The sequence below is a fragment of the Moritella sp. 24 genome, from assembly GCF_018219155.1.
Lineage (GTDB): Bacteria > Pseudomonadota > Gammaproteobacteria > Enterobacterales > Moritellaceae > Moritella.
Map to the genome: position 1 here is coordinate 3511548 of NZ_CP056123.1, position 26100 is coordinate 3537647.

Annotated in this window: 24 protein-coding genes; 8 read left to right on the top strand and 16 right to left on the bottom strand. The window is 40.3% G+C overall.

Features of this window, described 5'->3' with window-relative positions:
* Positions 1–182: 182 nt before the first annotated feature.
* Positions 183–3257: an FAD-binding and (Fe-S)-binding domain-containing protein gene (locus tag HWV00_RS15630; protein ID WP_211686627.1), complete on the bottom strand. Its 3075-nt coding sequence runs from the start codon at positions 3255–3257 to the stop codon at positions 183–185.
* A gap of 245 nt (positions 3258–3502) precedes the next feature.
* Here HWV00_RS15630 and HWV00_RS15635 point away from each other — a divergent pair, with 245 nt between their 5' ends.
* Entirely contained in the window at positions 3503–4354 is an 852-nt protein-coding gene (locus HWV00_RS15635; RefSeq protein ID WP_255554643.1) for a nitrate- and nitrite sensing domain-containing protein, read from the top strand.
* Positions 4355–4448: 94 nt separating this feature from the next.
* Here HWV00_RS15635 and ppsA read toward each other — a convergent pair whose 3' ends face one another.
* Positions 4449–6824, bottom strand: coding sequence for a phosphoenolpyruvate synthase (gene ppsA / locus HWV00_RS15640; protein ID WP_211682748.1), 2376 nt, complete (start codon positions 6822–6824; stop codon positions 4449–4451).
* Positions 6825–7014: 190 nt separating this feature from the next.
* Between ppsA and HWV00_RS15645 the strand changes: the two genes are divergently transcribed.
* On the top strand, positions 7015–7824 hold the full coding sequence (locus tag HWV00_RS15645; protein WP_211682750.1) for a pyruvate, water dikinase regulatory protein: 810 nt from the start codon (positions 7015–7017) through the stop codon (positions 7822–7824).
* Between the two features lie 66 nt (positions 7825–7890).
* Here HWV00_RS15645 and pabC read toward each other — a convergent pair whose 3' ends face one another.
* Genes pabC through HWV00_RS15665 form a run of 4 tightly spaced genes read right to left on the bottom strand, consistent with a single transcriptional unit; the run spans position 7891 to position 10813 of the window.
* Positions 7891–8742 (bottom strand): aminodeoxychorismate lyase, encoded by an 852-nt coding sequence (gene pabC, locus HWV00_RS15650; RefSeq protein WP_211682752.1) that lies wholly within the window; start codon positions 8740–8742, stop codon positions 7891–7893.
* Between the two features lie 16 nt (positions 8743–8758).
* Complete coding sequence (locus HWV00_RS15655) at positions 8759–9472, bottom strand: hypothetical protein (RefSeq protein WP_211682754.1); 714 nt, start codon at positions 9470–9472, stop codon at positions 8759–8761.
* A gap of 45 nt (positions 9473–9517) precedes the next feature.
* Entirely contained in the window at positions 9518–10321 is an 804-nt protein-coding gene (locus tag HWV00_RS15660) for a glycerophosphoryl diester phosphodiesterase (protein ID WP_211682756.1), read from the bottom strand.
* Positions 10322–10360: 39 nt separating this feature from the next.
* On the bottom strand, positions 10361–10813 hold the full coding sequence (locus HWV00_RS15665) for a PaaI family thioesterase (RefSeq protein ID WP_211682758.1): 453 nt from the start codon (positions 10811–10813) through the stop codon (positions 10361–10363).
* A gap of 240 nt (positions 10814–11053) precedes the next feature.
* Between HWV00_RS15665 and HWV00_RS15670 the strand changes: the two genes are divergently transcribed.
* A complete protein-coding gene (locus tag HWV00_RS15670; RefSeq protein ID WP_211682760.1) occupies positions 11054–12271 on the top strand; it encodes a pyridoxal phosphate-dependent aminotransferase in 1218 nt (405 codons plus the stop codon).
* A gap of 55 nt (positions 12272–12326) precedes the next feature.
* On the opposite strand, the gene HWV00_RS15675 is transcribed toward HWV00_RS15670, so the two are convergent.
* Positions 12327–12704, bottom strand: coding sequence for a DUF4345 domain-containing protein (locus HWV00_RS15675; RefSeq protein ID WP_211682762.1), 378 nt, complete (start codon positions 12702–12704; stop codon positions 12327–12329).
* A gap of 181 nt (positions 12705–12885) precedes the next feature.
* Between HWV00_RS15675 and HWV00_RS15680 the strand changes: the two genes are divergently transcribed.
* Entirely contained in the window at positions 12886–13182 is a 297-nt protein-coding gene (locus tag HWV00_RS15680; protein WP_211682764.1) for a hypothetical protein, read from the top strand.
* The gene (locus tag HWV00_RS15685; RefSeq protein WP_211682766.1) at positions 13169–14227 is read left to right on the top strand and encodes a hypothetical protein; all 1059 of its coding nucleotides are present in this window, start codon (positions 13169–13171) and stop codon (positions 14225–14227) included. Before HWV00_RS15680 ends, HWV00_RS15685 begins: the two co-directional genes overlap by 14 nt.
* Before the next feature lie 89 nt (positions 14228–14316).
* On the opposite strand, the gene HWV00_RS15690 is transcribed toward HWV00_RS15685, so the two are convergent.
* From HWV00_RS15690 to HWV00_RS15700, 3 genes are all read right to left on the bottom strand, one after another.
* Positions 14317–14961 carry a hypothetical protein gene (locus HWV00_RS15690; RefSeq protein ID WP_211682768.1) on the bottom strand — a complete coding sequence of 215 codons (645 nt, stop codon included), beginning with the start codon at positions 14959–14961 and terminating at the stop codon, positions 14317–14319.
* Between the two features lie 9 nt (positions 14962–14970).
* Positions 14971–15666 (bottom strand): HupE/UreJ family protein, encoded by a 696-nt coding sequence (locus HWV00_RS15695; RefSeq protein ID WP_211686631.1) that lies wholly within the window; start codon positions 15664–15666, stop codon positions 14971–14973.
* 180 nt (positions 15667–15846) lie between these two features.
* Positions 15847–16785, bottom strand: a complete 939-nt coding sequence (locus HWV00_RS15700; RefSeq protein ID WP_211682770.1) for a LysR substrate-binding domain-containing protein — start codon at positions 16783–16785, stop codon at positions 15847–15849.
* A gap of 137 nt (positions 16786–16922) precedes the next feature.
* On the opposite strand from HWV00_RS15700, the gene HWV00_RS15705 reads away from it, so the two are divergent.
* Both HWV00_RS15705 and yfbR read left to right on the top strand, forming a co-directional pair.
* Positions 16923–18101, top strand: a complete 1179-nt coding sequence (locus HWV00_RS15705) for an MFS transporter (RefSeq protein WP_211682773.1) — start codon at positions 16923–16925, stop codon at positions 18099–18101.
* Positions 18102–18219: 118 nt separating this feature from the next.
* Entirely contained in the window at positions 18220–18798 is a 579-nt protein-coding gene (gene yfbR, locus HWV00_RS15710; protein WP_211682775.1) for a 5'-deoxynucleotidase, read from the top strand.
* Positions 18799–18870: 72 nt separating this feature from the next.
* Here yfbR and HWV00_RS15715 read toward each other — a convergent pair whose 3' ends face one another.
* The 6 genes from HWV00_RS15715 to HWV00_RS15740 all read right to left on the bottom strand — a co-directional run bounded on the left by HWV00_RS15715 (position 18871) and on the right by HWV00_RS15740 (position 24854).
* Positions 18871–19653: a metal ABC transporter permease gene (locus HWV00_RS15715; RefSeq protein ID WP_255554647.1), complete on the bottom strand. Its 783-nt coding sequence runs from the start codon at positions 19651–19653 to the stop codon at positions 18871–18873.
* 9 nt (positions 19654–19662) lie between these two features.
* A complete protein-coding gene (locus HWV00_RS15720) occupies positions 19663–20571 on the bottom strand; it encodes a metal ABC transporter solute-binding protein, Zn/Mn family (protein WP_211682779.1) in 909 nt (302 codons plus the stop codon).
* Positions 20561–21712 (bottom strand): hypothetical protein, encoded by a 1152-nt coding sequence (locus tag HWV00_RS15725; RefSeq protein WP_211682781.1) that lies wholly within the window; start codon positions 21710–21712, stop codon positions 20561–20563. Before HWV00_RS15725 ends, HWV00_RS15720 begins: the two co-directional genes overlap by 11 nt.
* A 234-nt stretch (positions 21713–21946) precedes the next feature.
* A complete protein-coding gene (locus HWV00_RS15730; protein ID WP_211682783.1) occupies positions 21947–22768 on the bottom strand; it encodes a DUF4344 domain-containing metallopeptidase in 822 nt (273 codons plus the stop codon).
* A 63-nt stretch (positions 22769–22831) separates the two neighbouring features.
* Positions 22832–23458 (bottom strand): hypothetical protein, encoded by a 627-nt coding sequence (locus HWV00_RS15735; RefSeq protein ID WP_211682785.1) that lies wholly within the window; start codon positions 23456–23458, stop codon positions 22832–22834.
* Between the two features lie 55 nt (positions 23459–23513).
* Entirely contained in the window at positions 23514–24854 is a 1341-nt protein-coding gene (locus tag HWV00_RS15740) for a PLP-dependent aminotransferase family protein (RefSeq protein WP_211682787.1), read from the bottom strand.
* A 241-nt stretch (positions 24855–25095) separates the two neighbouring features.
* Between HWV00_RS15740 and HWV00_RS15745 the strand changes: the two genes are divergently transcribed.
* Entirely contained in the window at positions 25096–25977 is an 882-nt protein-coding gene (locus HWV00_RS15745; RefSeq protein WP_211682789.1) for an NAD(P)-dependent oxidoreductase, read from the top strand.
* Positions 25978–26100: the final 123 nt, after the last annotated feature.

The window sequence follows — 26100 nt, forward strand, 5'->3', positions numbered from 1 at the left end:
CCTTTTGTTCGAGACAGACTAAAATTAACAAGTTCAGCATACGCGGACAATATTAAAAAGCGTGTCTAACAAAAGGTAAATGCGACAAGTAGTTATAAAATAACACTTCGCTAAACCCTAAAGAGGGGGAAGGTATGAGTAGTACAACATGATTAACTCGTACTACTCATACTTAAGCATGACTAACCGATAGCGCTTAATAACGCTTTAATCGGGTGAGAAAGTCGCACTTCCTCTATCCGTTTTACCTGACTACGACAAGAGTAACCCGTCGCTAAACAACGAGATGAATCCCGTTTCGCTAACGCATGCTTCCAGCTTTGATTATAAATTGATTTTGATGCGGCAACATTTTTTGCATCATGACCATAACTACCAGCCATACCACAACACCCTGTAGCCACCGTTTCTAGCGCTAAACCAAAGCCACTAAATACACGCTGCCATTCTTGCTCCGCTGTTGGCTTATTGGTTTTTTCAGTACAATGTGCAAATAAATAATACGGTTGCTCTTCGCCGCTATTATGCGTCGTCAACTCACTCAAGTTTGCTTGCACATTGTCGTTTAATAACCACTCTTGTATTAACTGAACAGAAAAGTCACCTCGTTTTTCAGCCAAGATCTGTTTATATTCATCACGATAACAAAGCACCAATGCGGGTTCGACACCGACCATTGGAATGCCTAAATCATGTAACGAATTTAAGAAATCTGCTGACGTTTTCGCTGTTTTAGCAAATTTAGCAAGGAAACCTTTTACATGCTGTGGTTTTCCATTTGGTTTGAAAGGTAACAGAACGGGTTTTAATCCCAATTTTTCAACAAGACTAACAAATGATTTAACCAATTCAGCTTCATAAAAACTGGTAAACGGATCTTGTACAATCAGCACATGTTGCGCTTTGTCTGCAGCGCTTAATCGTTGTAAAAATGCCAGATCAAAGCTTTGTGAATAATGTCCACGCAGCGATTCCGATAACGTCGGAGTGCTTAATAATGGGATATCAACCATACCGATAGTATGTTTCACGGTACTCTGTAACCAGCTTTGCTCCAACCAAAAGTTAAAGAACTTTGGCATTTTCGCCATTGCAGGTGTATAGCTTTCAGAATACCCAACCGCAAAATCTTTAATTGGGCGTAAATAACGACTGTGGTATTGATCAATAAAACGCGATCTAAACTCTGGCACGTCAACTTTAACAGGACACTGCACAGTGCAGGCTTTACACGCTAAACAGCCCTGCATCGCATCCATTACTTCATGTGAAAAGTCATAACGACCGCGCGCTTTGTTCCAACTATTTTTTAAACGCGTCGTAAAAGTAGCAATATCATTTTTTTGGATAACTAATTGCTGACCAAGCTCCTGCTCTGTCATCTCATGGCACGATAACTGACGTAACCACTCACGCATTAAACCGGCACGGCCTTTTGGTGAATGGCGACGATCACCTGATTCTTTAAACGACGGACACATTGGGCTTTTAGTATCGTAATTAAAGCATAAACCATTGCCGTTACAATCGATTGATTGTGGAAAACTGTCACGAATTGTCACAGGGATCTGGCGATCAAATGCACCACGTTTTTTCGCATCCACCGACACCAGCTTTGCATCACTACTAATTGGCGTACAAATTTTACCAGGATTTAAACGGTTATCAGGATCAAAAGCCGCTTTGATCTTACGTAATTCAGTAAATAATTCTTCACCAAAAAATTCTGGGCCATATTCAGAACGGAAACCTTTACCGTGTTCGCCCCACATCAAGCCTTTATATTTCGCAGTGAGAGCAACGACCTTATCTGATATCTCACGTAAGATAACTTCTTGCTGTGGGTCAAGCATATCCAACGCAGGGCGTACGTGTAGCACACCCGCATCAACATGACCGAACATACCATAATGCAGATTATAGCTATCTAACAAGGCTCTAAATTCAACAATGTAATCGGCTAAGTTTTCTGGTGGTACTGCGGTATCTTCTGCAAACGCTAAAGGTTTAGCTTGCCCTTTTGTTGCCCCGAGCAAGCCAACGGCTTTTTTACGCATGCCGTATATTTTCAATACGTCACTTAATTGGTCACACACTTGATAACCAATGACGCCCGCTTCTCCTGCCGCCATTAGACGATCAAGTTCAGCGGTTAAATGCGTTATTTTTTGCTGTTGGATCGTCCCGTCATCTTCAGCAAATTCAACAAAGTTAATCCCTCGCATCTCTTTGTTCGGAATGTCAGTGATCAATGATTTTACAGAATGCCAAACAATATCTTGTTTTGCTAAATTCAGCACCACCGAATCAACCGTTTCCACAGACAATGCATTCGCTTCAATTAAAAACGGTGCATTACGCAAAGCGGAATCAAAGCTGTCGTATTTCACATTCACAAGACAGCGGAATTTAGGGATCGGAGTAAGATTAAGCTTTGCTTCGGTAATAAAGGCCAATGACCCTTCAGAGCCACATAGGATACGCCCTAAATCAAACGATTTAGCTTCTTTATCATAAAGATGCGCTAAGTCATAACCCGTCAAAAAACGGTTTAACGGCGGGAACGTGTCTTCAATTTGTTGTTGTTTCTGCGTAATCGTATCAAGTACTTGATGGCACACCTTGCCCAGATAATTATCACTCTGCGCTTGCTCGTTCACTTCCTCAGCCGATTGGCTTTCAGTCACTAGCTCAGTACCATCCATTAATACGGCCGTGACGCCCAATACATGGTCGCTCGTTTTACCGTATTTCAAAGAACCTTGGCCAGAAGCATCCGTGTTAACCATGCCACCAATGGTCGCGCGATTACTGGTCGATAAATCAGGAGAGAAAAAGAAACCATAAGGTTTGAGGAATTCGTTAAGTTGATCTTTAACGACACCTGTTTGAACCTGTACCCAGCCCTCTTCAACATTGATATCTATAATATTATTCATATGTCGTGACATATCAACAATAATACCATCTGTTAATGATTGACCATTAGTACCTGTACCACCTCCACGTGGGGAAAAGGTAATCGTTTTAAATTCAGCCTGTAATGACAACTGGGTCATGATAACTAAATCTTGATGATTACGGGGTAATACAACGGCTTGTGGTAATAACTGATAAATACTGTTGTCGGTCGCAACTGCTAATCGGCTTGCATACGACTTCTCAATATCACCACTGAATTTACTTTGTTCTAGCGCGGCCAAAAAAGCGAGGTATTCTGACTTTACTGCATCCTGATAACTTAATTCGGGGATCATCATCCATTCCCTTGTGACAATTTTCAACTAAATGCAGTGTAACATGAGTGACTTAATTCCTCCTCTATAGATAAAGTCTAAATTGATCTCACTTATAACCACTCACCAATATAGGGAGTTAACCTGTATATTTCCCAAAATTGGTGCATGAAAACCCCATTACCCCCTCTTAGGATTGGTACTATACTTGCTTAGTGTTATATACCCTGAATAGTTAGATACCCTATACGGATATTAAGGTATGCATGATGAATCAATTATTAACCTTCGTACTTAGCGGCGCATTGTTGCTCTGCACCTTGCTTGGACTCGGTTTTTTATTACTGCAAATGCAGCAACAGCAACAAAGCCGCCGACAGTTACAACTCGATGGTTTAATTAAACTCAATGTAATGCGTAAACTATTAACACGTATGCAGCAGCACCGAGGCTTATCAAATGGTATCTTGCATGGGGAAATTGAGCTTAAATCACGTTTAATCGCGGTCACAGAAAAGATTAATCAGCTTAATATTGAAATAACCGATATGTACCCAGACTTGTCTGAAAATGATCGCTGGCAAGCAATGCGTGATCACTGGCAGCGTTTAGCGGCTGATTACTTCAACCTTAATATTCGTAATAACCTTGAACAGCATAATAAACTTGTCTTGAATTTACTCTATCTTATTAATGACATTGCGTTTGATAATAAGCTGCATCAACTCAGCAATAATAATAGCGAATCAATCCAATTTTTATGGCAGGAATTGTTATTTACGGCTGAAAGTATCGCACAAATACGTGCACTCGGAACAGGAATTGCGGCAGCAAAAGTATGTACACGCGCAGAGCGAATCCGACTTAACTACCTGTGTCAGTCATTAGAACAAAGTATTAATATTCAAAATAATCCGGACTATTTATTAAAAATATCTTATTTACTGAAAGTTATTGATAATGAAATTATTATTAACCGACCAACCATCAAAGCAGATCGTTTTTTTAATATTGCGACAGAGTCTATCGATATGATTTTAACTAGCTTTGATAACCAACTCAATAACGTCGAATACCAGCTATACACATCAGCAAGTACCGATAAACACGCTGCATAAACAAAAAGCCCCAAATCAACACTGATTTGGGGCTTTTAACTTCAACAGCCGCATTCAAATAACAAGACTTAAATACGGGGTCGCTTACGCTACTTTATTTAGCGTGCTTGTCTGCTAGATATAACCAAGTGCTTAATACTGTATCAGGATTTAACGATACGCTATCAATGCCTTGTTCAACTAACCAAGCAGCAAAGTCTTCGTGATCCGATGGACCTTGACCACAAATACCTACGTATTTACCTGCTTTCTTAGCCGCTTGAATTGCCATAGCCAATAATACTTTAACCGCTTCGTTACGCTCATCAAATAGATGAGAGATGATGCCTGAATCGCGATCTAGACCTAACGACAGTTGCGTTAAATCATTTGAACCGATTGAGAAGCCATCAAAGTACTGTAGGAACTTGTCAGCAAGTAATGCGTTTGATGGTACTTCACACATCATGATAACGCGTAATCCGTCTTCACCACGTTTCAGACCATGCTCAGCCAGTAAATCAATCACAGAAGCCGCTTCACTTAATGTACGAACAAATGGGATCATGATTTCAACGTTAGTTAAACCCATGTCATTACGTACACGTTTGATTGCTTCAGTTTCTAGCGCGAAACAGTCACGGAAATCTTCAGAGATATAACGTGATGCACCACGGAAACCTAACATTGGGTTTTCTTCTTCAGGTTCGAAGAATTCACCGCCTACTAAGTTAGCGTATTCGTTAGATTTAAAGTCAGACATACGCACAATTACTTTTTTCGGGTAGAACGCAGCTGCTAGCGTTGAAATACCTTCTTGTAATTTAGCGATGTAGAATTCAACTGGTGATGCATAACCTGCGATCATTTCATTGATTTCAGCTTGTAGCTCTGGCGATTGCTTATCAAAGTTAAGCAATGCTTTCGGGTGAATACCGATCATACGGTTAATGATGAATTCAAGACGTGCTAGACCAACACCTTCGTTTGGTAATGCAGCGAAATCAAATGCACGATCAGGATTACCCACGTTCATCATCACTTTTACAGGAATTTCCGGTAAGTTATCTACTTTTGATGACGTTTCACGGAACGGTAAGATACCTTCGTAAATAAAGCCTGTATCACCTTCAGCACAAGATACTGTTAACTCTTGGCCATTTTCAATTAGGTCTGTTGCGTTGCCACAACCAACAACAGCAGGGATACCCATTTCACGTGCAATAATTGCAGCGTGACATGTACGGCCACCACGGTTTGTTACGATTGCAGAAGCACGTTTCATGATAGGTTCCCAATCAGGGTCTGTCATGTCAGTTACTAATACGTCGCCTTCTTGTACTTCATCCATTTGTTCAATAGATGAAATAACTTTAGCTGGACCTGCACCAATCTTACCGCCAATTGCACGGCCTTCAGAGATGACTGCTGATTTAGCGTCTAGGTGGAAACGAACCATTACTTGCTTATCTTCACGGCTACGTACTGTTTCAGGACGTGCTTGAACGATATAAATTTTGCCATCGATTGCATCTTTCGCCCATTCGATATCCATCGCATGGCCGTAATGTTTTTCGATAATAACAGCTTGTTTCGCTAGTTCCATTACTTCTTCATCTGTAATAGAGAACTCACGAGATTTGCTTGCTTCAACATCAACAATTTGAACTTGCTTGCCATGTTCTTCGTCAGCAGAGTAGATCATTTGGATCTGTTTGCTACCGATGTTACGACGTACAACAGCTGGTTTACCTTTAGCTAGTGTTGGTTTATGAACGTAGAATTCATCAGGGTTAACTGCGCCCTGTACTACCATTTCACCAAGACCATATGAAGAAGTAATGAATACAACATCTTCAAAACCAGATTCAGTATCAATAGAGAACATCACACCAGATGATGCTTCATCACTACGAACCATGCGTTGAATACCCGCAGATAATGCCACGCCACGGTGGTCATAACCAGAATGCACGCGGTAAGAGATTGCACGGTCGTTAAATAGCGATGCGAATACGTGTTTGATTGCAACAATGATGTTGTCATAACCACGTACGTTTAAGAATGTTTCTTGCTGACCAGCAAATGATGCATCAGGCATATCTTCCGCAGTTGCCGAAGAACGTACAGCAAATGATGCTTGGTCGCCTGCTTCGCCAGCTAATACTTCATAGCTTGCAGCAATAGCAGCTTCTAATTCAGGTTGGAAAGGTGTGTCGATGATCCATTGGCGAATTTTCGCACCAGCTTCTGTTAACGCTGCAATGTTATCAACATCTAGATTATCTAAAAGTGTATAAATTTGGTCATTTACACCACTTTGCTCTAAAAACTCATTAAACGCATCTGCAGTAGTTGCATAACCACCTGGAACTTGCACGCCTGCGCCTGCTAAGTTACTGATCATTTCACCTAATGATGCATTTTTGCCGCCAACGCGTTCAACGTCGTTCATTCCAAGTTTTTCGTAGCCAATTACGTACTCTATCACGGCAGTTCTCCAGATTTAATCTATCTCAAAAATGATTTTAATTGTGGGCGATACAGGATATTGCTCACATATTATTAATGCAAAATAATCATCTTGCTTTCCTTAGTGTTTTTAATCATACACAGCTATTAATTTCAATGTAAGATACTTGCTTAGAAAAATTCATCTGTTTATGAAAAGGATAGAGTAAATGCAAACTGTTTTTTATGTATCTGATGGCACGGCGATCACCGCTGAAGTCTTTGGTCACGCGCTTCTAAGCCAATTTCCGATCGAATTTGATCAGCACACATTTCCCTTTATCGAGACCGAAGAAAAAGCAAAAAATGTTACTCAAAAAATTAATGATATCGTTGCAAAAACAGGACAGAAGCCACTAGTGTTTCATTCGATAGTTTCATCTGAAATAAGGACAATCATCGAATCAAATGAAGGGCATTCTCACGACTTTTTGAGCACTTTTGTATCACCGCTTTCAGAGCAATTAAATATTAAAGCAGAGCCTAAATCGCACCGTACTCACAGCCTTAAAAACGACACTTATGATGCGCGTATTGAAGCGGTAAATTACGCACTTGCAAACGACGACGGCATTACCTGTAAAGATTACGATGATGCTGACTTAATCTTAGTCGGTGTATCCCGTAGTGGCAAAACGCCAACCAGTTTATATTTGGCATTACAGTTCGGTATTAAGACTGCTAACTACCCGTTTATTGCAGATGATATGGATGAGTTAAAACTGCCACCAGCGCTGAAACGTAATAAAGATAAGATATTTGGTCTCACTATTGACGTAAAACGCCTGCAGGATATCCGTGGTGAACGCCTTGCTAACAGTACTTACGCGTCATTACGCCAATGTAAGTTAGAAATATCGGAAGTGGAATACTTATACCGCCGTGAAAAGATACCTTTCATTAACAGTACATCATTTTCGGTTGAAGAAATCGCAACCAAGATATTAGATAAGAAAGGTTTAAAACGCCGAATTTACTAATTTCGATGATAAGTGACAACACGCTTTATCTTATGGTTAAGCGTGTTGTATTGATGACAATGCTTGTTATTTTGTTTCCTGTAATAAAAAAGACAACGTGTGTGCGATAAGTTTATCGCTACTTTCCCCACTCTTTCTTTCACAATCAAAGCTCACATCAATACTCAAATCGGGTTTAATAATACGCTTAACCGGCACAACCTCCATCACTGAGTTTGTAATGAAAATCTCGTCTGCATCAAGCACATCCGATAAAGTGTAATCATCTGTATTTATTGTTATGTTTAGATTATTCAACAACTCCAAAACATGTGTTTTCATCACACCTTCAACACCACTGCGTGCTGTGCTTGGGGTATAGATTTGACCGTTTGTAACCCAAAACACATTCGCTACGGATGTTTCGACTATATAGCCATCTGTCGAACACACTAATCCATCAGCCATGTTCTCAGCATCTAATTCTTGCTTAATCATGACTTGATCAAGTCTATTTAAGGTTTTTAATCCGGCAAGCACTGGATTGACGGTTTGCTGGTACTGGCAGACCATTAACTCAATACCTGAATTTGCCCATTCGCGATAATGCACAGGTATAGGTCGATGCTGTAAATACCAGTTAGCACTGCTGCATCCTGTTACACCATAACCACGACCACCCTCACCGCGCGTGATAGTCACTTTTAATACACCTACTTGTAATGCTAATGCCTGCTGCTTAATTGCCGCAACCAGTTCATCCCATTGGCTAAACTCAATGCCCAAGACCACACACGCTTGCTGTAACCGCGCGATATGTAAATCTAATAGGAGTGCTTGCCCAGCGGCCATCTTTATTGTGGTGAAGTGCCCGTCACCAAAATTAAAACCGCGATCGGCAATTGCGACATCTTGACAAGGTGATCCATTAATAATCATGATTCAGTGTATTCCATTAAGACTTAAGCGCTGATTGTATGTTCACTCTCGCTTGGCATTCAAATTTTTCTTTAAAATAATCAGAATAATAAATTTTAGGCTGACGTAAAAAGCGTTTAAGTAAACGTTTTCGCGCTAATTTATACAACCACTGCGGTACATGCTGATATTCATTACGGAGAGCATCTTCATAGACGGTATACGTGGCACTATTTTGCCCTAATATCGTTAAATCAATGTCTAAAAATAATGCCTGGTCGTTAATACTCACAAGTACTTCATTGTGAGTTCGATTGAATAGTGAATCCGATATACTCTTGATTACATATCTTGGCTTACTTGGATACTGCGTTAATAACACTAACTCATACACCTTTTGCACCAAGGCTATCGGGCTATCTAAGTTAGTCAGTGCTGTCACGGCATAATGCGCACTCTTTACTTCATTGTCACTGCGTCTCACATCATAAATAATGTCGTGAAACCAAATAGCGAATGCAACCGCCAAGGGATCATCAAATTGGTCTTTCACACGATCAAACCACATAAAACAGGCATCAATATGCGTAAGATCATGATAATGGCGATATGCTTCTTGATAATGCGCTAACAAACGTAACCAAGCGTGCTGTATTTCTGCTTCGGTTAACTGAACAAAATTATCTTGCAGTAATGTATGCCAACGTAATGCTAATCGCTCGCTGACATCATAAACGTCCTTATTTGTCATTATCTATAATCCTTGCCGCACTAGAGGCTGTGATGGAGATTGCGATTAATTTCGGTAACAAGGCGAAAATTGCTGTGGTATATCTGAACAAATCCCCGTTACACCCCAATTATATAGCTGATTTGCACGTGCCAAATTATTCACCGTCCACACGTTAACGCGATAACCAGCCTCAGTCATCGCTCTCACTTGTAACTCAGTTAACCCTTTATCATTGGGATGTACAAACTCGGCCCCCACGTACTGCATCGACGTTAACCAGTCACTCGGTAATGGCGAGTCAAATAGACACGCCAAGCTTATTTCCGGTGCGCGGCGTTTCACTTCGGCGAGTAATAAATAATTAAAGCTGGAAATCAGTAATTGCTGTCCACCTTGCCAATGGTGGTTTATATCACGAATGATCCCATCAATGAGTTGGTCGGTTGTGGCTTTATCATTACCTGATTTAATTTCTAAGTTCAGGTGCATCCCTGTTTCATTAGTAAATAGAATGAGTTCCACCAGCGTGGGAATACGTTCACCCACAAAGTCAGGCGAAAACCATGCACCTGCATCAATATTATCAAGATCCGTGACGATTTTATCGCGCAGCAAACCACACTGGTCACTGCAACGATCTAATCTCGCATCATGGCAAATAACAACGGTACCATCACCAAGCATATCCGCATCCACTTCAATCCAAGGAACGTCATGGTCTTCGGCTAATAAAAAGGCTGCCAAGGTATTCTCAGGAGCAATAGATGATGCACCACGATGACCCATCACCATTTTACCTGCATTCTCACTAGCTGACGGGTTGTACTGAAAAGTGTTTTCGTTAATTTCAGATGCTGTATTTATCATAAGCTCATCTCAGATCTTGTGTTCCTAGTAAACCCTAGCCTATTTAGCTTGGCGAGTGATTACGCATGTCGCTGTACAATGCGCGTAAAGCTTGCCGTTTTCATCACGAATATCACCTTCCGAGATAGCCACTGTTTTTGATACGTTCAATACCTTGCCTTTAGCATGCAATACAGTGTCTTTTGGAATAGGACGCACCATTTTTACGTTTAAATCGACCGTGCCATAAGTATCACCTGCAGATAAAGTGGTGTGTACAGCGCAGCCGGTCACTGAATCAAGGACCGTTGCAGCGAAACCACCATGCACACCTCCCATCGGGTTTAAATGACGATCATCCGCTTTCACACTAAAGTGAATATGACCTTCACTTAGGTCTACACACTCCATTGGCATGGTATGGCAAATCGAAGGATGTGGGAATAATCCTTCTGCCATTGCTTGTAGTATTTGTAATCCGCTCATTTTTGCTGGGTTTAATTGTTGGCTCATTGTCTTTTATTACATCCTTTTAATATTGTATTTAACTGTTGTATTTCAACAATACTCTCACAAAATCACCGTAATTTGGTAACCATTACTGATAATGTTACACCCGAAGCCGATCAATTAACAATGGCGCAACAATAAATCAGTCTAATCACCAAATATCACTTCCAACAATGCCTTATATACGTTACTTTTATTACAGAAAGAAAAACCAATATACATAATTAAAGCGTTGGAGACGGGATGTACTCAATAGAAAAATCTCACAAGTTAGATAACGTGTGTTACGACATACGTGGACCAGTATTAAAAGAAGCGAATCGCTTAGAAGAAGAAGGTCATCGAGTAATCAAATTAAACATCGGGAATCCCGCCCCATTTGGTTTTGAAGCCCCAGAAGAAATCGTTAAAGACGTGATTCATAACCTGCCATTAAGCCAAGGTTATTGTGATTCAAAAGGACTATACTCTGCGCGTAAAGCTGTAATGCAGCATTATCAACAGAAAGGCCTGCTGAATGTATCAATAGATAATATTTATTTGGGTAATGGTGTATCAGAATTAATCATGATGTCGATGCAGGCATTGCTGAATAATGGTGATGAAGTATTAGTACCGTCACCAGATTATCCATTGTGGACAGCGGCAATTACCCTTTCTGGTGGTAAAGCAACGCACTACATTTGTGATGAAGAATCTGATTGGTATCCTGATCTGGATGACATTAAATCGAAGATTACACCGAATACTAAAGGTATTGTTTTAATCAATCCAAACAACCCGACAGGTGCGGTTTATAGCAAAGAATTCTTGCTAGAAGTGATTGAAGTTGCGCGTCAAAACAAGCTGATTATTTTTGCTGATGAGATCTATGACAAGATCTTATATGACGGTGTTGAGCATGTGCCAATGTGTACGCTTGCACAAGATATTCTGATTGTTACTTTCAATGGTCTATCTAAAGCATACCGTATTGCGGGTTTCCGCTCTGGTTGGTTGGTACTGAGCGGTGCAACGCACCTTGCTAAGGATTATATTGCCGGATTAGAAATGTTAGCGTCAATGCGCCTGTGCTCTAACGTACCGATGCAACATGCGATACAAACAGCGTTAGGCGGTTATCAAAGTATTAATGAGTTGATTCTACCGGGTGGCCGTTTACTGGAACAACGTGATTTAGCTTGGAAGATGTTAAATGAAATTCCGGGTATCTCGTGTGTTAAACCAAAAGGTGCGATGTATCTGTTCCCGAAAATTGATATGGAAATGTACAATATCAAAGACGACCAGAAATTTGCCTTAGACTTGTTACAACAAGAAAAGCTATTGATTGTGCAAGGTACTGGTTTTAACTGGAGCCGTCCAGATCACTTCCGCGTTGTATTCTTACCACGTGTTGAAGAGTTAACAATTGCGATTAACAAACTAGCAAACTTCCTATCGACTTACCGTCAGGCTTAATTTTTTAGTAATACAGTGATAGATATTAGAAGGCGTCGTAATGACGCCTTTTTTGTTATTTATATCTGCCTTTGAGTAGTAGTCCTGCTATTACACAAACAGATAACTCTAATACTAAGTAAATATGCATGACATAATTTGGATTACCGTCAACAACCATTCCTACAAGACGTCCTAGCGCCATACCTGACATTAATAAAAGCACTGCTAACAAACCTATATGCAATGTATTATCTTGCTTAGCCAAAATATATAACACTAGACCAACGCTCATAGACATACCGCCATAAGTCGCCCTTAAATCGATAATTCCCGAGCTAGAATCCATCTTACTCTGAACTAAAAAGTATAAGACTTCTTGTGGAAAAGCAACAAAGAGTAAACCATAGAAAAAAAATATAGCCGACGTTAATAAGATCATTACTTTTGCCATGATTAAATTACCTCTAAAATTACTATTTAGCCCTTTGTAGTCTTAATTCATAACCAATAGGTATCATTATTTTAACTATGATTATCATGTAGTAACGTAGTTAATCTAACTATGCCTATCGTTTAATCTAGTAACGGATAGTGTAGAATAGTATTCTCATAAAACTATCAGGCAATTAGCAATGACCCATACAAGCCTAACAGAATACAAAATGTCGCTTATAAATGTTATCGGCATTCTTATCAGTGGTTTTATAACAACAATACTGATTGTATCGATAATGATAATTACCCCACAAAAAGAGCAATTAGAAAAAATAAATATAGAGATACGAAGCAAAGATCAACAAATACAATATCTTAAATCGTCACATCAAAACGAACTAGAGATTCAACAACAACATATTCAGTATCTCACAACCCAGCTGACGATCAAAAATCGTAATTCCTCAAGTGGTGATACCAATGAAAAATATTAAGCCTTTTTTAATTATTGGTGGCGGACTCATATTTGCTTTTTTTGCTTTAGTTTTTTTAATATTATCGGGACAAGTCTATCAATATGACTCTGTTGCTTTTGGGAACTGGGCTATGTGGTTTGGGGCGATAGGAACTATTGGAACCTTGGTCCTATTAATGATTCAAAACTATAATCTCAGTAAACATCAAAAAAATACAGAAGAACTCCAAAGTGCCCTATGGGAGAAGCAATTAAAAGCTTTAAATTTTAAAGAATATCAAAGCCATATTTCAGAGTTTAACGACACTCTAATATCAATTGAAAAAACATTTTCAGGTTCTTTTTTATTTCATGATAAGAAAGCCTTTTATAAAAGTATTTTCACTGAAAACAATCGCAACAATATCCAATATGAATTAGGTTATTTGCAACCAAGCCATAGGCTAGAGCAAATACAACTCTCTCTTGAAGAATGTCTGACGAGCTTGATCACTGAACATACACCTGAGAAGTCTAACCCATACGAAGTTTTTATATCATATGTTAAATTACTGGATAAATTTCGTTTAAAAACCCCATCTAATAGCCAATTTGGTGATGTGACGAGTATGGAGGTGACCATTAATATTTTTCAAAGTCCAGATCAATTCATGTCACTATATAGTGGATATAACAAGATTCGGAGTTTTTGCCAGCTTGAAAATTATAATACTCCGCAAAATGAGAATCTCAATTTTGGACTAATTACTGAAAACCTGTTACATTTTTATGCTTCTGATCCTAATTCACAGACCATCACAGTAAACTTCGGGCACTTTGATTTACTTAAAGTACTTTCTGCAAGTATCAAGATTACTAAAGAATATGGCCTCAATACAGCAGGCATAATAAAGTTAGTTAACATTTATGGATTCATCCGAGGCACAACAATACCAGACACAGATAATCAAAATGATGTTAGGGAATATTTAGTTAAACTTGCAGACGCTTTTATTACTTGTGGGATCACCTCTACCGAAATAGCTGAGCATATATCAAATCTTCAGGTAAAAATTAATAGCTAATATCTTATAGCCTCTCTACCCTATCGATATTAAAAATATAATAAAGCTGATCTCGACTGTATACCTAGATCAGCTTTATTTAACGAACTTTACTTAACCCTCTTCACTTCACTATATTCACCTTCGAACTGGATTTCTATCGTGACACTTTTACCTGAGCGATTACGCCAAAACCAGCCGTGATAACCATCAAACCCTGCAACTATATTACCCTTATCTTCAGCAACATTACGGCCTTTTGAATAACGTAAATAATCTACCGAAGCAGAATCACCGTGATTATCAAAGTTGATTTTATCGCTCGACGTCCACGTATAGTTAACTGATTGGCCTTTTTTCAACGCGACTTTCAATTCCGCAGCTCCGCCATTTTTAAGTACTATCGTTCTAGTATCTGACGATAATGGTAACTCTATCGACTTATCCAATACTGCATTGCTTATCATTGCCACGACTTCAGGATCTGCGGCTATTTCTATTACCGACTGACTGGTGTTATTCGCTTGTATAGCAAGATCTTCCTGCTTAGCTTCTTCTGCTAGCGACACTTTAATATCCCCCATCTCCTGCAAACCGATTACCCGACCGATTCCCGTGACATCAATACCAAACTCTGCAGGTAACACTACCGAAATAGTCAGGATCACGGCAACTGAAAATGCAGTTATAGTCGCTTTAAATAAAGATTGAGTGCTCGGCAGTTCTGCCATATCTGTGTTTTTTGAATTATACATTTAATGTTCCTAATTTAAGATGTAGCCAGATAGCTGGTAGCTCATGAGTAAAAAACCTGCCGCCATTAACACTGTGTTACTAACAAAGGCTTGTTGCTTGAATCTAGCGCTTTTTCGCCAAAATCCCATAATGATTAATATGATAGAAAGTGCGATAAGTTGACCCATTTCAACACCAACATTAAACGCGATCAGATTTGTCAGGAGTCCATCCGTTGACATTTCAAACTCTTGAATTTTTGTCGCTAAGCCAAAGCCATGAAATAAACCAAAAATTAGCGTGGCAACCTTAGTATTAGGTTGGAAGCCAAACCAACGTTGAAATGCACCAAGATTATCCAAGGCTTTGTAGACCACTGACAGACCAATAATTGCATCAATCAAATAGGCATTAGCTGGGACATTAAAAAATACCCCTATAAGCAGGGTTGAAGAATGACCGACAGCAAACAGACTGACATACAGTCCCACATCTTTTAGCCTGTAGAGGAAGAAAATAACCCCAAACAAAAATAACAAATGGTCATAACCCGTCACCATATGTTTAGCACCAAGATACATAAAAGGAATGATATTGACGCCTGATATTTCTTGGATATAACCCTGATCGCCAAGTGTTACCCCATGGGCATATACGACTTGAAAAAAACCTGTTAAAGCCAAAAAAATAGCACAAGCAAAAATAAACTTGAGGAGGCGGGACATCTTAGTTGCACTGAACCAGTTAGCCCCAGCCAATGGAGAGAAAATCAATTTGTAGCTCCTGTAGCAAAATGTAATTTGTGCTCAGGATAGTAGTGCTAAATCATCTATCATTGAAATCGAACATATTTATAATTAACATCAGTGTTATCAATTAATATTTATAAGATCAATTATTCGATATTACTCAAGTGACTTCAGCCGAGCGACCTTGTCCTGCACCACCAACTTAACTTGCTCACTTAACCAAATAAGTCGAGGGTGAGCTGCATTGCGTTTTAATGTGATCATATCAACATCAAAATCGGGAATATCAATCGGTGGCGTACAGAGTGTAAGTTCATCTTGAATTAAATCACTGCGTCCGACCATCTCTGCCATCACCGCCAGTAATTTACGCCCAGATAAAATACGTCGAACAGTGAAAAATCGAGTAGTACCGAGTACAACATTACGCTTAATGCCCATCGTATCTAAGCTGCTATCAACCCGACTGGTTAAATCAGCATTTGCAGTGATAATAACTTGCGGTGTGTTGAGATAAGTATCTAGTGGGATCGGTAATTTAACCTGCATAACGCTGTTATCAAATATGCATAAATGCTTTTCTCGATAAAGGAATGTAGTTTTGATGTTAGTGGGTAACTCGTTGAATACTCCGATACAAAGATCAACCTCTCCAGCTTCTAACATCTGCACACTATTTTGAGGATCTGCGGGTTTGAACAGCACCTTACAGTCAGGGGAAAGTTGTAATAAAGTATCGAATATCTCAGGTCCAAATATCTGCTCGGCATAATCCGTCAAACCAATTTTGTAAACACCATCATAACAATCACAATCAAAATCCTGCTGTGGCAAAATACTTTCACGAACGATAGCTAAGATCTGGCTTACCTTTGGCGCGATCTCTTTTGCCCGGTAAGTAGGTACCATTTTATGCCCCTGTCGCTCAAACAGTGGATCATCTAACAACTCTCTTAACCGTTTCAAATTGTAACTCGTTGCAGGCTGACCTAGATTCAAATGCTTTGACGCCTCCGATACACTTTCAAATCTAATCAACGCATTGAACGTCAACAATAAATTCAAATCTACTCCACGCCAATTTATATCTTTCATTGCTTGTCCCTGCTGCACTATTGAACTCACTAATATAGTGAATGAATATATTCGATTTAATTGATTAATCTTAGAGGAGTATAGTTTATTAAAAATAGACATCATAGTGAAAGAACAGTTGAGGAATAGGTGAAAAAATGTGGCAGAATCACAATTACGTACGACTATTATCAGCTCAAGTTATTTCTTTAATTGGGACTGGCATTAGTTCTATTTGTCTGGCTTTACTCGCTTATGAGTTGGCAGGAGAGAACGCGAGTATGGTGCTAAGTATCACCTTTGCCATAAAAATACTGACCTATATTTTTCTCGCACCTGTATTTAGTGCCATATCGCATAAATTTCCAAAACGTCAAACTCTCGTTATTCTGGATATCGCTCGGGCTTTAATGTTCGCATTTATTCCATTCGTCACACATGTTTGGGAAGTTTACCTACTCATGTTTATCATTAATGCCTGCTCGGCTTGGTTTACACCACAATTTCAATCGATATTACCGTTAATTTTTACGAACCAAAATCAGTATATCAAAGCGCTTAGTCTGAGCCGCTTAGCATTCGATTTAGAACAGATAGTGAGCCCTATATTAACGGCATTATTTCTCACTACGATGAGCTTTCGCTATTTGTTTGTGTTGGATGCTGCCACATTTATTATCTCAGCCATTTTAATTTTGTTTTGCGTCTTCCCCTGTACAACCAACCTCTCCATTAAAACAGCACCATTAACATTTTATGCACTAAGTAAAGGTATTCGAGATTACCTAAATAAGCCGCAATTGAAAGCGTTATGGCTAGCCTATTTAGCGGTAGCAAGCGCATCTGCGATGGTATTAGTCAATACAGTGACTTACGTGCATGAGATCTTAAACGGAGGAGAACAACAAACGGCATTAGCAATGATGATCGTTGGTTTTGGTTCAATGCTAATTGCACTTCGCTTACCTCACTGGTTGCAAACAAATAGCCCAGATCGTTTTCACTGGATTGGTATGATGGCGATATGTGGCGCATTTACATTCGGTATGTTCACACCCGGTTGGATTGGTTACACAGTCATTTGTCTCTCGCTAGGAATTGGCATGTCATGTATCCAGACCACATCAGGTTTAATTATAACTCAAGCGTGTGAAGGTGAAGATACGAGTTCCTATTTTGCGGCTCATTTTTCTCTGACCCATTTTTGGTGGCTAATCAGCTATCTTGCAGCGGGTATCAGCGTAAAATGGTTTGGTATAAGCTATGGTTATTTATGTATGGGTATATTGAGTTGCCTTAGTATAATCGCTTATTACTTTGCTATTACGAAGCGGTAATAGAGTTCACACTTTAACACTCTCCTAATCCCGAACTCATGCTACAGTAATGAAACCTATGACTTACGTGAACTTAGCCTGTATTGTCATTCGATGCCTTTCTTATTTGGAGATCGTTATGAGCCATTTTTTTGCCCACCTAGCCCGCATGAAACTCATTTACCGCTGGCCGCTGATGCGTAATGTCACCCACGAAAATATAGCCGAGCACAGCTTACAAGTGGCGATGGTTGCCCATGCCCTTGCTCTAATTGGCAACACATATTACGGAAAAAACTATAACCCAGACAAAGCTGCGTCGATGGCTTTGTTTCACGACACAACCGAAGTACTTACAGGCGACCTGCCAACCCCTGTAAAATATTACAATAAAGCCATCATTCGCGAATATAACAAGATTGAATTAGCGGCTGAAAATACCTTGTTAGATATGCTGCCACCTGAATTGCGTGATGCTTACAAGCCATTATTATCAACACCGGATCTAGATCCAACCTATAAAAAACTAGTCAAAGACGCTGATATTTTATGTGCGCATATGAAATGTATTGAAGAAGAGAGTTGCGGTAACTTAGAGTTCTCTAAAGCAAAGATCCGTTGTGAAAGCGCGCTAGATGAACGCATGACAGACGAGATCCGTTATTTCCTCGATGTGTTCTTACCGAGCATTGGTCAACCGTTTGATGATATGGATTGATACGTGATAAACGTCATTGGTGAAAGTAATAGAAAGCCTAATTCCAATCATACGCGGAATCAGGCTTTAATTTTATGAGACGCGAATACCCGTCTTGACCAGTAAAGTTTGTAACAATAAATGAAACAGCACTCCAGAGGCAAATAGCGTAATCACGATACTTGCACCACTGGGTAAGTCATAATGAGCAGACAACACAATACCTGACAAAATACCCACAACACCGATCCCCATACTCGCGATAAAAAACCGTATACCTTTTAACGCGGATGCACACAACGCAGGAATAACCAATAACGCAAATTCAAGGTAGATGCCCGTCAACTTCACCGTTATCGGCATTAATATAGCGAAGATCACGTAAAATCCACGCCCTTGCATAAATGCGGGTTTCACAGTGACCAAGGAGAGCATCGCCAATGTAATAATCGCTAACGGCCAAACATCATCCCACGTTGCCCATAACAACTGACCATTTAAGATCCCTTGTATAAAGTCAGCACCGTGCGGGTCTTTACTTGCCAGTAAAATAGCCAATGAAGCCGACACCGCAAACAAACTACCAATCATAGGTTCAAGATGTTGCTGATAATGCTTTTCCATCAAGGCAATTAAACCACATAGCATCAATGATAATACCCAAGGACCGATCATTTGCCCTAACCAAGTCTCAGGTAATACGTCAAAACGACTCAACCAATATTGGCTGAATGCTGCGCCTAATGCGGCCACTTGTGCAACAGCCAAATCAATAAAAATGATTTTACGCGCTAGTACTTGTTGCCCTAATATCACATTGCCCACCAGCGCAATCAAACCACATAACACGGCGGGAGCAAGCCAAAGATAATCCATTAGCATGGTCTAACGCTTCGCCGATTCATCAGTCAATACAGCAAGCAAGTTATCCAATATGTCGTCATACAGTTCGTCGAGGCGTTGTCCTTCCGATACGCTGAGCGGTAACTGAATAACAGGTTTGTTTGTTTGCTGATGTAGCCAATTTGCCGCACGTTTATTTTGATGAGACGAGTAAATAATTGCATCAAACGACGTAGGGTCTAACCTCGTCAACGACTGCAAATGTGCTGTAGTTGGTGACACCCCTGGTTTAGGCTCAAGATCTGCCACTTGCTCCATCTTCAACCAATCAAACAAATAACGATAAGTTGCATGATAGCTCACCACTTGCTTAGCTCGCAGTGGTTCAGCACGTTGACGCCATTCCACTAGCTTATGCTGCCAATGCTCACGAAACTTAACACCATTGCGTTGATACATAAGCGCATTATCTGGATCAATACTTTCTAGACGCTTAGTCACAATACGAGAAAGCTGGATCATATCGTCAGCAGCAAACTGCACATGCGGATTACCATACGCGTGAATGTCTCCCATGCTGCGATCAACGTGATCATGTTTATCCAGCATGCTCACAATCTCAGACGCATACAACATACTTGGAGTATTGTTTTGTACCGCAGGATTAGCACTACGCGCTTGCAACATTGGCAACCAGCCAATTTCCAACTCGGCACCTGAACACATAGCCATATCCGCCTGACGCATTTTAGCAATTAAAGACGGTCTTGCTTGCACGTAATGCGGATCTTGCATTGCCGTCGTCGCGGAATAAATACTGGCACGGGGTGCATGTTCAGCTAACAAGGCTTTCCATTCTGGTTCACAGACGAAAATGTTTAACGCCATCGCCGGTGAAGCAAACAGAGCCGCACTGGCTGCCAACACAACTTTATTTATCTTAAAACGCATGAGCAGCATGCGCTCCAAACGTCATCACATATTGCAGTGTAAATACATTATCCGTTGCTTTGTCTTGGTTTTCGACGCGAGAGTATTGTGCTCGGATAGTACCAAAATGAGATGAATCCCATGCGACCATCGCTTCCATTTCACTGTCGCTAAGCGAGGTCAAATGCACGTCCTGAGCTGTATGGGCGTGACCTTCGTAACTTTCAGCTTCACTGTATCGCATACCTGCAGACCAACTTGGCGTAAATCGATATACACCCGATACGTAATAAGCAGCTAGCGTATCTGGTGCATTTTTTTCACCCTTGTATTGGCTATCCAAAATATCATCTAACAACATGTATTCTGCTGACAACGTGAAGTTGCGGTATTTATAATTACCATTGGGAGCCCACTTCCACACGAAGTCAGCACCGTATAGATTTGACCCCGTAACAGCTGATGCATGGCTGTGGTCATGACCATCATGCTCATCTTCATTGTGTTTATGTATTTCAAAGTTATTTACTTTACCGTTTTCATTACGTAAGTAACTTAAGCCAAACTGCCAGCTAGATGATGCAGAGAAGTCATCACCTAACTTTAATGTCGTGGTATACACACCAACAGCAGTACCATCATCCACTGCCGACATTTTGCTACCACTTAACGCTTCAACGCCCAGTTTCACATACATGTCAGTAGGCAATACTAAGTTCGCACGTAAACCATCATCGTAATAATGAGAGCCTAAAAAAGTACGGTAAGCGATAGGACGCTCAACAAAGCTATCGGTATGCATATGCTGGTTATTCATGTAGCCGAAGTCTGACAAGAAACGACCAGCGCGGATATTAAAGCCATATGGCATCGTTAATGTTTGAATGAATGCCTCTTCTAAAAGCAATTCAGTTTCATCTCCATGCACCTCTAGCACTGTCGTTAATGCTCCGTGAAACTTATCGTCAATATTCGCGGATATACTAATTTCAGTGTGGCCTAGTCCGAAACCCTCCCCACGTTCGGAGTTATTACGCTCACCGTTTTGGTAATAACCATCGAGTACAACACCAATTTGTGGGTTTGACAGCGTATTAGCAAAAGCAGGTGATACTAAGATGCTACTTATCGCGAGGGAAACCAATTTCTTTTTCACAGTCATTTTCCTTAATTGTTATAATATAACACCAATGTTTTGTTATGTTATAACATAACAATTATGAGTCAAGTAAGAAATATAACGATTTAACATACAGCTAGTATAAAAATAAGAAATAAATTGATGATAAAGATGAAAATATTACTTAGGAAGGCTGATAGGAGGCGATAGTGCTACTATTGTGATGACCGGTCTTAACTACGATAAAACCGGTATACAAATAATAAAATAGCGACGCTATGGTATAAATATTGAGCCGATAATATCTTTCTCAGGCTCATTTATTGTATCGGGTGTCATATAAGGAGCCAGTAACGTCAGCCAATTATTCGCGATGTTTTCATATTCAGCAATACAAAAATCACCACGTTCAGGCGAAAAACCAGTTTCTTCTAATAGGTAAGCATATTGAACTTCATCACTACCATAAACATGGCAAAGCGTGGCGTAATAACGCTGTAGATCAAGGCTGTGTTCATCCCAAAAGTCCGCATCTTCAAACTCTTCAATGTCATCACCTTCTAGATAAAACAGCTCTGCTGCACTGATGGCAATTTCAGCGCCATTTTCAAAATATTCAATTGATAACACAGCCGCTAAATTATCAGCCGCATCTTCTTCTTTACCTACTATCGGTAATTCATGATTGGCAATAAGTGCATGAGCAAGTTCATGGAATAGTGTATGTATCACGACATCCATCACCGCTTGAGTGACGTTCGCATCGGCATTGTTAGTACTCGCATCATTGACCGCGATAAACCGTCGCTCAACGTCATTCAAAAATGTATACGGCATTAAAATGTGATTGCGCTGGGGATCATATAGCGGGCCATCACGGCCGCCAAAAACGATAGTTAATGGTTCAGGAAAAATAAACTGCTCGTTCATCAGCGCAATAGTGTCTTGAATACCAAGGTCGGCTTTTAGCTTCTCCGCGATAGATTGTAGGCGTGTGTCACTCGGATTGTCATACCGCACAACGACATTATCAGCCAGACTCACGCTAGAGATAATCAAGGTAACGACGAATAACCACCAGCGTTGATAATATCTCATGCTTCTAACCTATCGTTGAGTATTAAAACAGATTTATGTTTAGCTTAATGCTATTTGTTCATCCTATTTATTAATGATAGGCGTCCAGTTAAATTCTGCGTTATAACTCGTGCAATCAAACAGATCTACATCGGCATTAGCCACATATACTTGTTTTTTAGCTGACGTAGGATAATGCAAATATTCAGAACAACTCGCGCTTTGACCTGTACCTACAACCACTTTAGCACCCGCTTTTAAGCTACATAATGTGAGCTTATCTAACGGTGTCCACTGATAGCATATTTGGTAGTCGCTACGGTATTCTGATATTTGCCCACGAGGACTTTTTAATGCCCACCATTCACCCAATTCACTGTTTGGATTGGTGCTGTTCCAAGAACGAAACAGTAGGATCTGGGTATTTTGTTTCGCAACATATACCTGCCCCTGACAAAGTCGGCCTTCGTTCGGCTCACCAATGGATTGCGCTAGCAACGCAGGGTCCGATATCGCGGTAAATTTACGACTAAACTCAACAGGTAATTGCATATCACCCGCACATTCCGCTGCTGACATCGGGGTGGTCATTAATACCGGTTCCTCAACATCTGCAGGATCTATCACGGGAGCAACAGGTTCTTTTTTTATAAAAAAAGCACAACCTGAACAGCTCAAAATAAGCATACCCGTTATCGCATTCTTCAACATAAACTCTCCTTAGCTTAAGTTCTATTATTCACTGATATCGCCGTCGTTTAAATAATTAAAACAAGAAGTGTGATCCCTGCCCGTCTTGAAGTAAGTTAGCTAACGATATAACGCCTTGCTGAAAACGCTGCTCGTCATCAATCGCCATTAAAGACAAGCGAATATGATTACTTTTATCACTCTGTTGCGAGAAATAACCACCACTACTCACGAGTAATTGTTGGTTTTTAGCTTCCATCACAAAGTGCTCTTGTCGCCAATGCGCCGGTAATGCCACCCAAACATGGTAACTCGTAGGCTGACTTGAACATGCTAAAAAACCAAGTTTTTCGGTCACGAACTGTTGTCGCTGCGCGGCCAATAACTTTTGCTGATGTGCCATTGAAAATGCTTCACCAGAATTAATCAACTGTGTGGCCACAGCAAAGTTAAGTGGTGACGCAAGCCAAATAGAAGTACGAATACACGCACCGACTTTACGTATCTCACTTTTTGGTGCTTTGATAAACGCACATCTTAATGCAGGACTTATCGCCTTAGACAAGCTGGTGATATGGAAACTTTTCTCAGGAATGTAGTTGGTGATCGCAGGAATTTTAGTTGGATTTAAGAAGCCGTAAATATCATCTTCTAATAGCCAAACATCTTCAGCTGCAATCACTTTAGCAATGGCTTCTCTACGCGCTTTCGGCATTGTCACACCCGTTGGGTTTTGATGTGACGGTACGATCACGATGATCTTAGGCTTATCTGTAACAATTGCCTCGTTAAGCGCTATCGGACACATCCCTTCACTGTCCATTGCAATATCGACAATGCGACGACCTAACAAAGTCGCAATAGATAAAATACCCGGATAAGTAAATGATTCAACGGCAATACAATCACCCGGTTCCGTGTATGTTTGAATTAATATTTCCAATGCATTCTGCGCACCACTGGCCAGTAATATTTCATTAGGATCAGACACTGACAAACCAAATTCCGCAGCCCATTTAACACCCGCTTCTCGGTGCGATAAATGCCCTGAATTTTCGGTATAGCCCAATAACTCACTCGGCAGTGCCGCATAGGTTTGTTGGAATGCTGCTTGTAAAGGCAAAACATTATATTTTAGGCAAGGTTGTAGAATTGAGAAGTTGTAATCTGCATCAGAAGCTTGGATCACCGTTTCCAATTCAGAATTACCGCAGACAAAAGTGCCTCGCCCTACAAAGGATTCCACTTTGTTTTTTTCAACCAATAATTTATAAGCTTTGGACACGGTGGTCGGCGTAGTCTCAAGCTCATCAGCAAGCACGCGATGTGGCGGTAGCTTAGTATTCGGTTGATATACACCAGTATTAATTCTAGTTTCAATGGTTTCGGCAATCTGTCGAAACTTAATATCACTCATGAACTTGCCTCTAATGAACACTGTAAAAACATAATCTTAATTGCCCTTAGTTTACCTTGCTGAAATAAAACATACAGCGCTAGAACCACTACATTTATCTATTTATCTATTTATCTATCTATTTATCTATTCACATAACATTTGTTAATTAATTGTACAAAACAATTGACTTACCACAAGGTAATGCAATAAATTATACACACAAATTGACATATGTCATTATCAAATTGGAGTATAAAACATGAGTTCTTTAAGCGTAGCATTTGTTGGTCTTGGAGTAATGGGCTACCCAATGGCGGGTCATTTAAAACGTGCAGGATATAAAACAACGGTATTCAATCGTACTACCGAAAAGTCCATAAAATGGGTAAATGACTATCAAGGTGAATTAGCTACCACCCCTAAAGAAGCAGCTGAAAACGCAGATGTCGTGTTCATTTGTGTTGGCAACGACAACGATGTTCGCAGTGTGGTATACGGTGAATCAGGCGTATTAGCCAGTCTCAAACCCGGTGCGATCTTAGTGGATCACACAACGACATCAGCACTGCTTGCCATCGAGTTAGCCGCTGCATGTGAACGTCATAATGTTGAATTTATCGATGCTCCAGTTTCAGGTGGACAAGCTGGTGCCGAAAATGGCGCATTAACCGTCATGTGTGGTGGTAACTCAGACACCTTTGAGACAGTTAAGCCAGTCTTTAACGCTTATGCAAAGCAGTCCTCGCTACTAGGCGGCCACGGTCAAGGTCAACGTTGTAAAATGGTCAATCAGATATGCATCGCAGGCGTTTTACAAGGCTTAAGTGAAGCGTTAACGTTAGCAGAAAAAGCATCATTGGATGTTGCACAAGTAGTGGAAACACTTAAGCATGGCGCAGCGGGATCATGGCAGATGGAGAACCGAGCAGAAACAATGGCAAACGATCAATTTGATTTTGGCTTTGCGATCGATCTAATGAGAAAAGATCTAGGGATCTGTTTGGAAGAAGCTAAACGCTATCAGCTCGAATTACCACTAACAAGCCAAGTCGATAGTGATTACGAGATATTACAGCAACACGGATTGGGAAATATGGATACATCCATCCTCATCAAAGCCAACGCAATAAAATCAGTCTAAAGATAATTATCGATATGCTATCCACTGAGATCACGAACGTTTTGATCCATAAGTAAAGCAATCACCAGAGTAATCCAACGATCAATGCTAAGATCATTTACGTTGGAATGCCATTAGCGGTGC

Bases quoted from the DNA above. Each gene is read 5' to 3' on its own strand.
- HWV00_RS15630 (WP_211686627.1), bottom strand. From the start codon at position 3,257: ATGATCCCCGAATTAAGTTATCAGGATGCAGTAAAGTCAGAATACCTC.
- HWV00_RS15635 (WP_255554643.1), top strand. From the start codon at position 3,503: ATGATGAATCAATTATTAACCTTCGTACTTAGCGGCGCATTGTTGCTC.
- HWV00_RS15645 (WP_211682750.1), top strand. From the start codon at position 7,015: ATGCAAACTGTTTTTTATGTATCTGATGGCACGGCGATCACCGCTGAA.
- pabC (WP_211682752.1), bottom strand. From the start codon at position 8,742: ATGATTATTAATGGATCACCTTGTCAAGATGTCGCAATTGCCGATCGC.
- HWV00_RS15655 (WP_211682754.1), bottom strand. From the start codon at position 9,472: ATGACAAATAAGGACGTTTATGATGTCAGCGAGCGATTAGCATTACGT.
- HWV00_RS15660 (WP_211682756.1), bottom strand. From the start codon at position 10,321: ATGATAAATACAGCATCTGAAATTAACGAAAACACTTTTCAGTACAAC.
- HWV00_RS15665 (WP_211682758.1), bottom strand. From the start codon at position 10,813: ATGAGCCAACAATTAAACCCAGCAAAAATGAGCGGATTACAAATACTA.
- HWV00_RS15670 (WP_211682760.1), top strand. From the start codon at position 11,054: ATGTACTCAATAGAAAAATCTCACAAGTTAGATAACGTGTGTTACGAC.
- HWV00_RS15675 (WP_211682762.1), bottom strand. From the start codon at position 12,704: ATGGCAAAAGTAATGATCTTATTAACGTCGGCTATATTTTTTTTCTAT.
- HWV00_RS15680 (WP_211682764.1), top strand. From the start codon at position 12,886: ATGACCCATACAAGCCTAACAGAATACAAAATGTCGCTTATAAATGTT.
- HWV00_RS15685 (WP_211682766.1), top strand. From the start codon at position 13,169: ATGAAAAATATTAAGCCTTTTTTAATTATTGGTGGCGGACTCATATTT.
- HWV00_RS15690 (WP_211682768.1), bottom strand. From the start codon at position 14,961: ATGTATAATTCAAAAAACACAGATATGGCAGAACTGCCGAGCACTCAA.
- HWV00_RS15695 (WP_211686631.1), bottom strand. From the start codon at position 15,666: ATGTCCCGCCTCCTCAAGTTTATTTTTGCTTGTGCTATTTTTTTGGCT.
- HWV00_RS15700 (WP_211682770.1), bottom strand. From the start codon at position 16,785: ATGAAAGATATAAATTGGCGTGGAGTAGATTTGAATTTATTGTTGACG.
- HWV00_RS15705 (WP_211682773.1), top strand. From the start codon at position 16,923: ATGTGGCAGAATCACAATTACGTACGACTATTATCAGCTCAAGTTATT.
- yfbR (WP_211682775.1), top strand. From the start codon at position 18,220: ATGAGCCATTTTTTTGCCCACCTAGCCCGCATGAAACTCATTTACCGC.
- HWV00_RS15715 (WP_255554647.1), bottom strand. From the start codon at position 19,653: ATGGATTATCTTTGGCTTGCTCCCGCCGTGTTATGTGGTTTGATTGCG.
- HWV00_RS15720 (WP_211682779.1), bottom strand. From the start codon at position 20,571: ATGCGTTTTAAGATAAATAAAGTTGTGTTGGCAGCCAGTGCGGCTCTG.
- HWV00_RS15725 (WP_211682781.1), bottom strand. From the start codon at position 21,712: ATGACTGTGAAAAAGAAATTGGTTTCCCTCGCGATAAGTAGCATCTTA.
- HWV00_RS15730 (WP_211682783.1), bottom strand. From the start codon at position 22,768: ATGAGATATTATCAACGCTGGTGGTTATTCGTCGTTACCTTGATTATC.
- HWV00_RS15735 (WP_211682785.1), bottom strand. From the start codon at position 23,458: ATGTTGAAGAATGCGATAACGGGTATGCTTATTTTGAGCTGTTCAGGT.
- HWV00_RS15740 (WP_211682787.1), bottom strand. From the start codon at position 24,854: ATGAGTGATATTAAGTTTCGACAGATTGCCGAAACCATTGAAACTAGA.
- HWV00_RS15745 (WP_211682789.1), top strand. From the start codon at position 25,096: ATGAGTTCTTTAAGCGTAGCATTTGTTGGTCTTGGAGTAATGGGCTAC.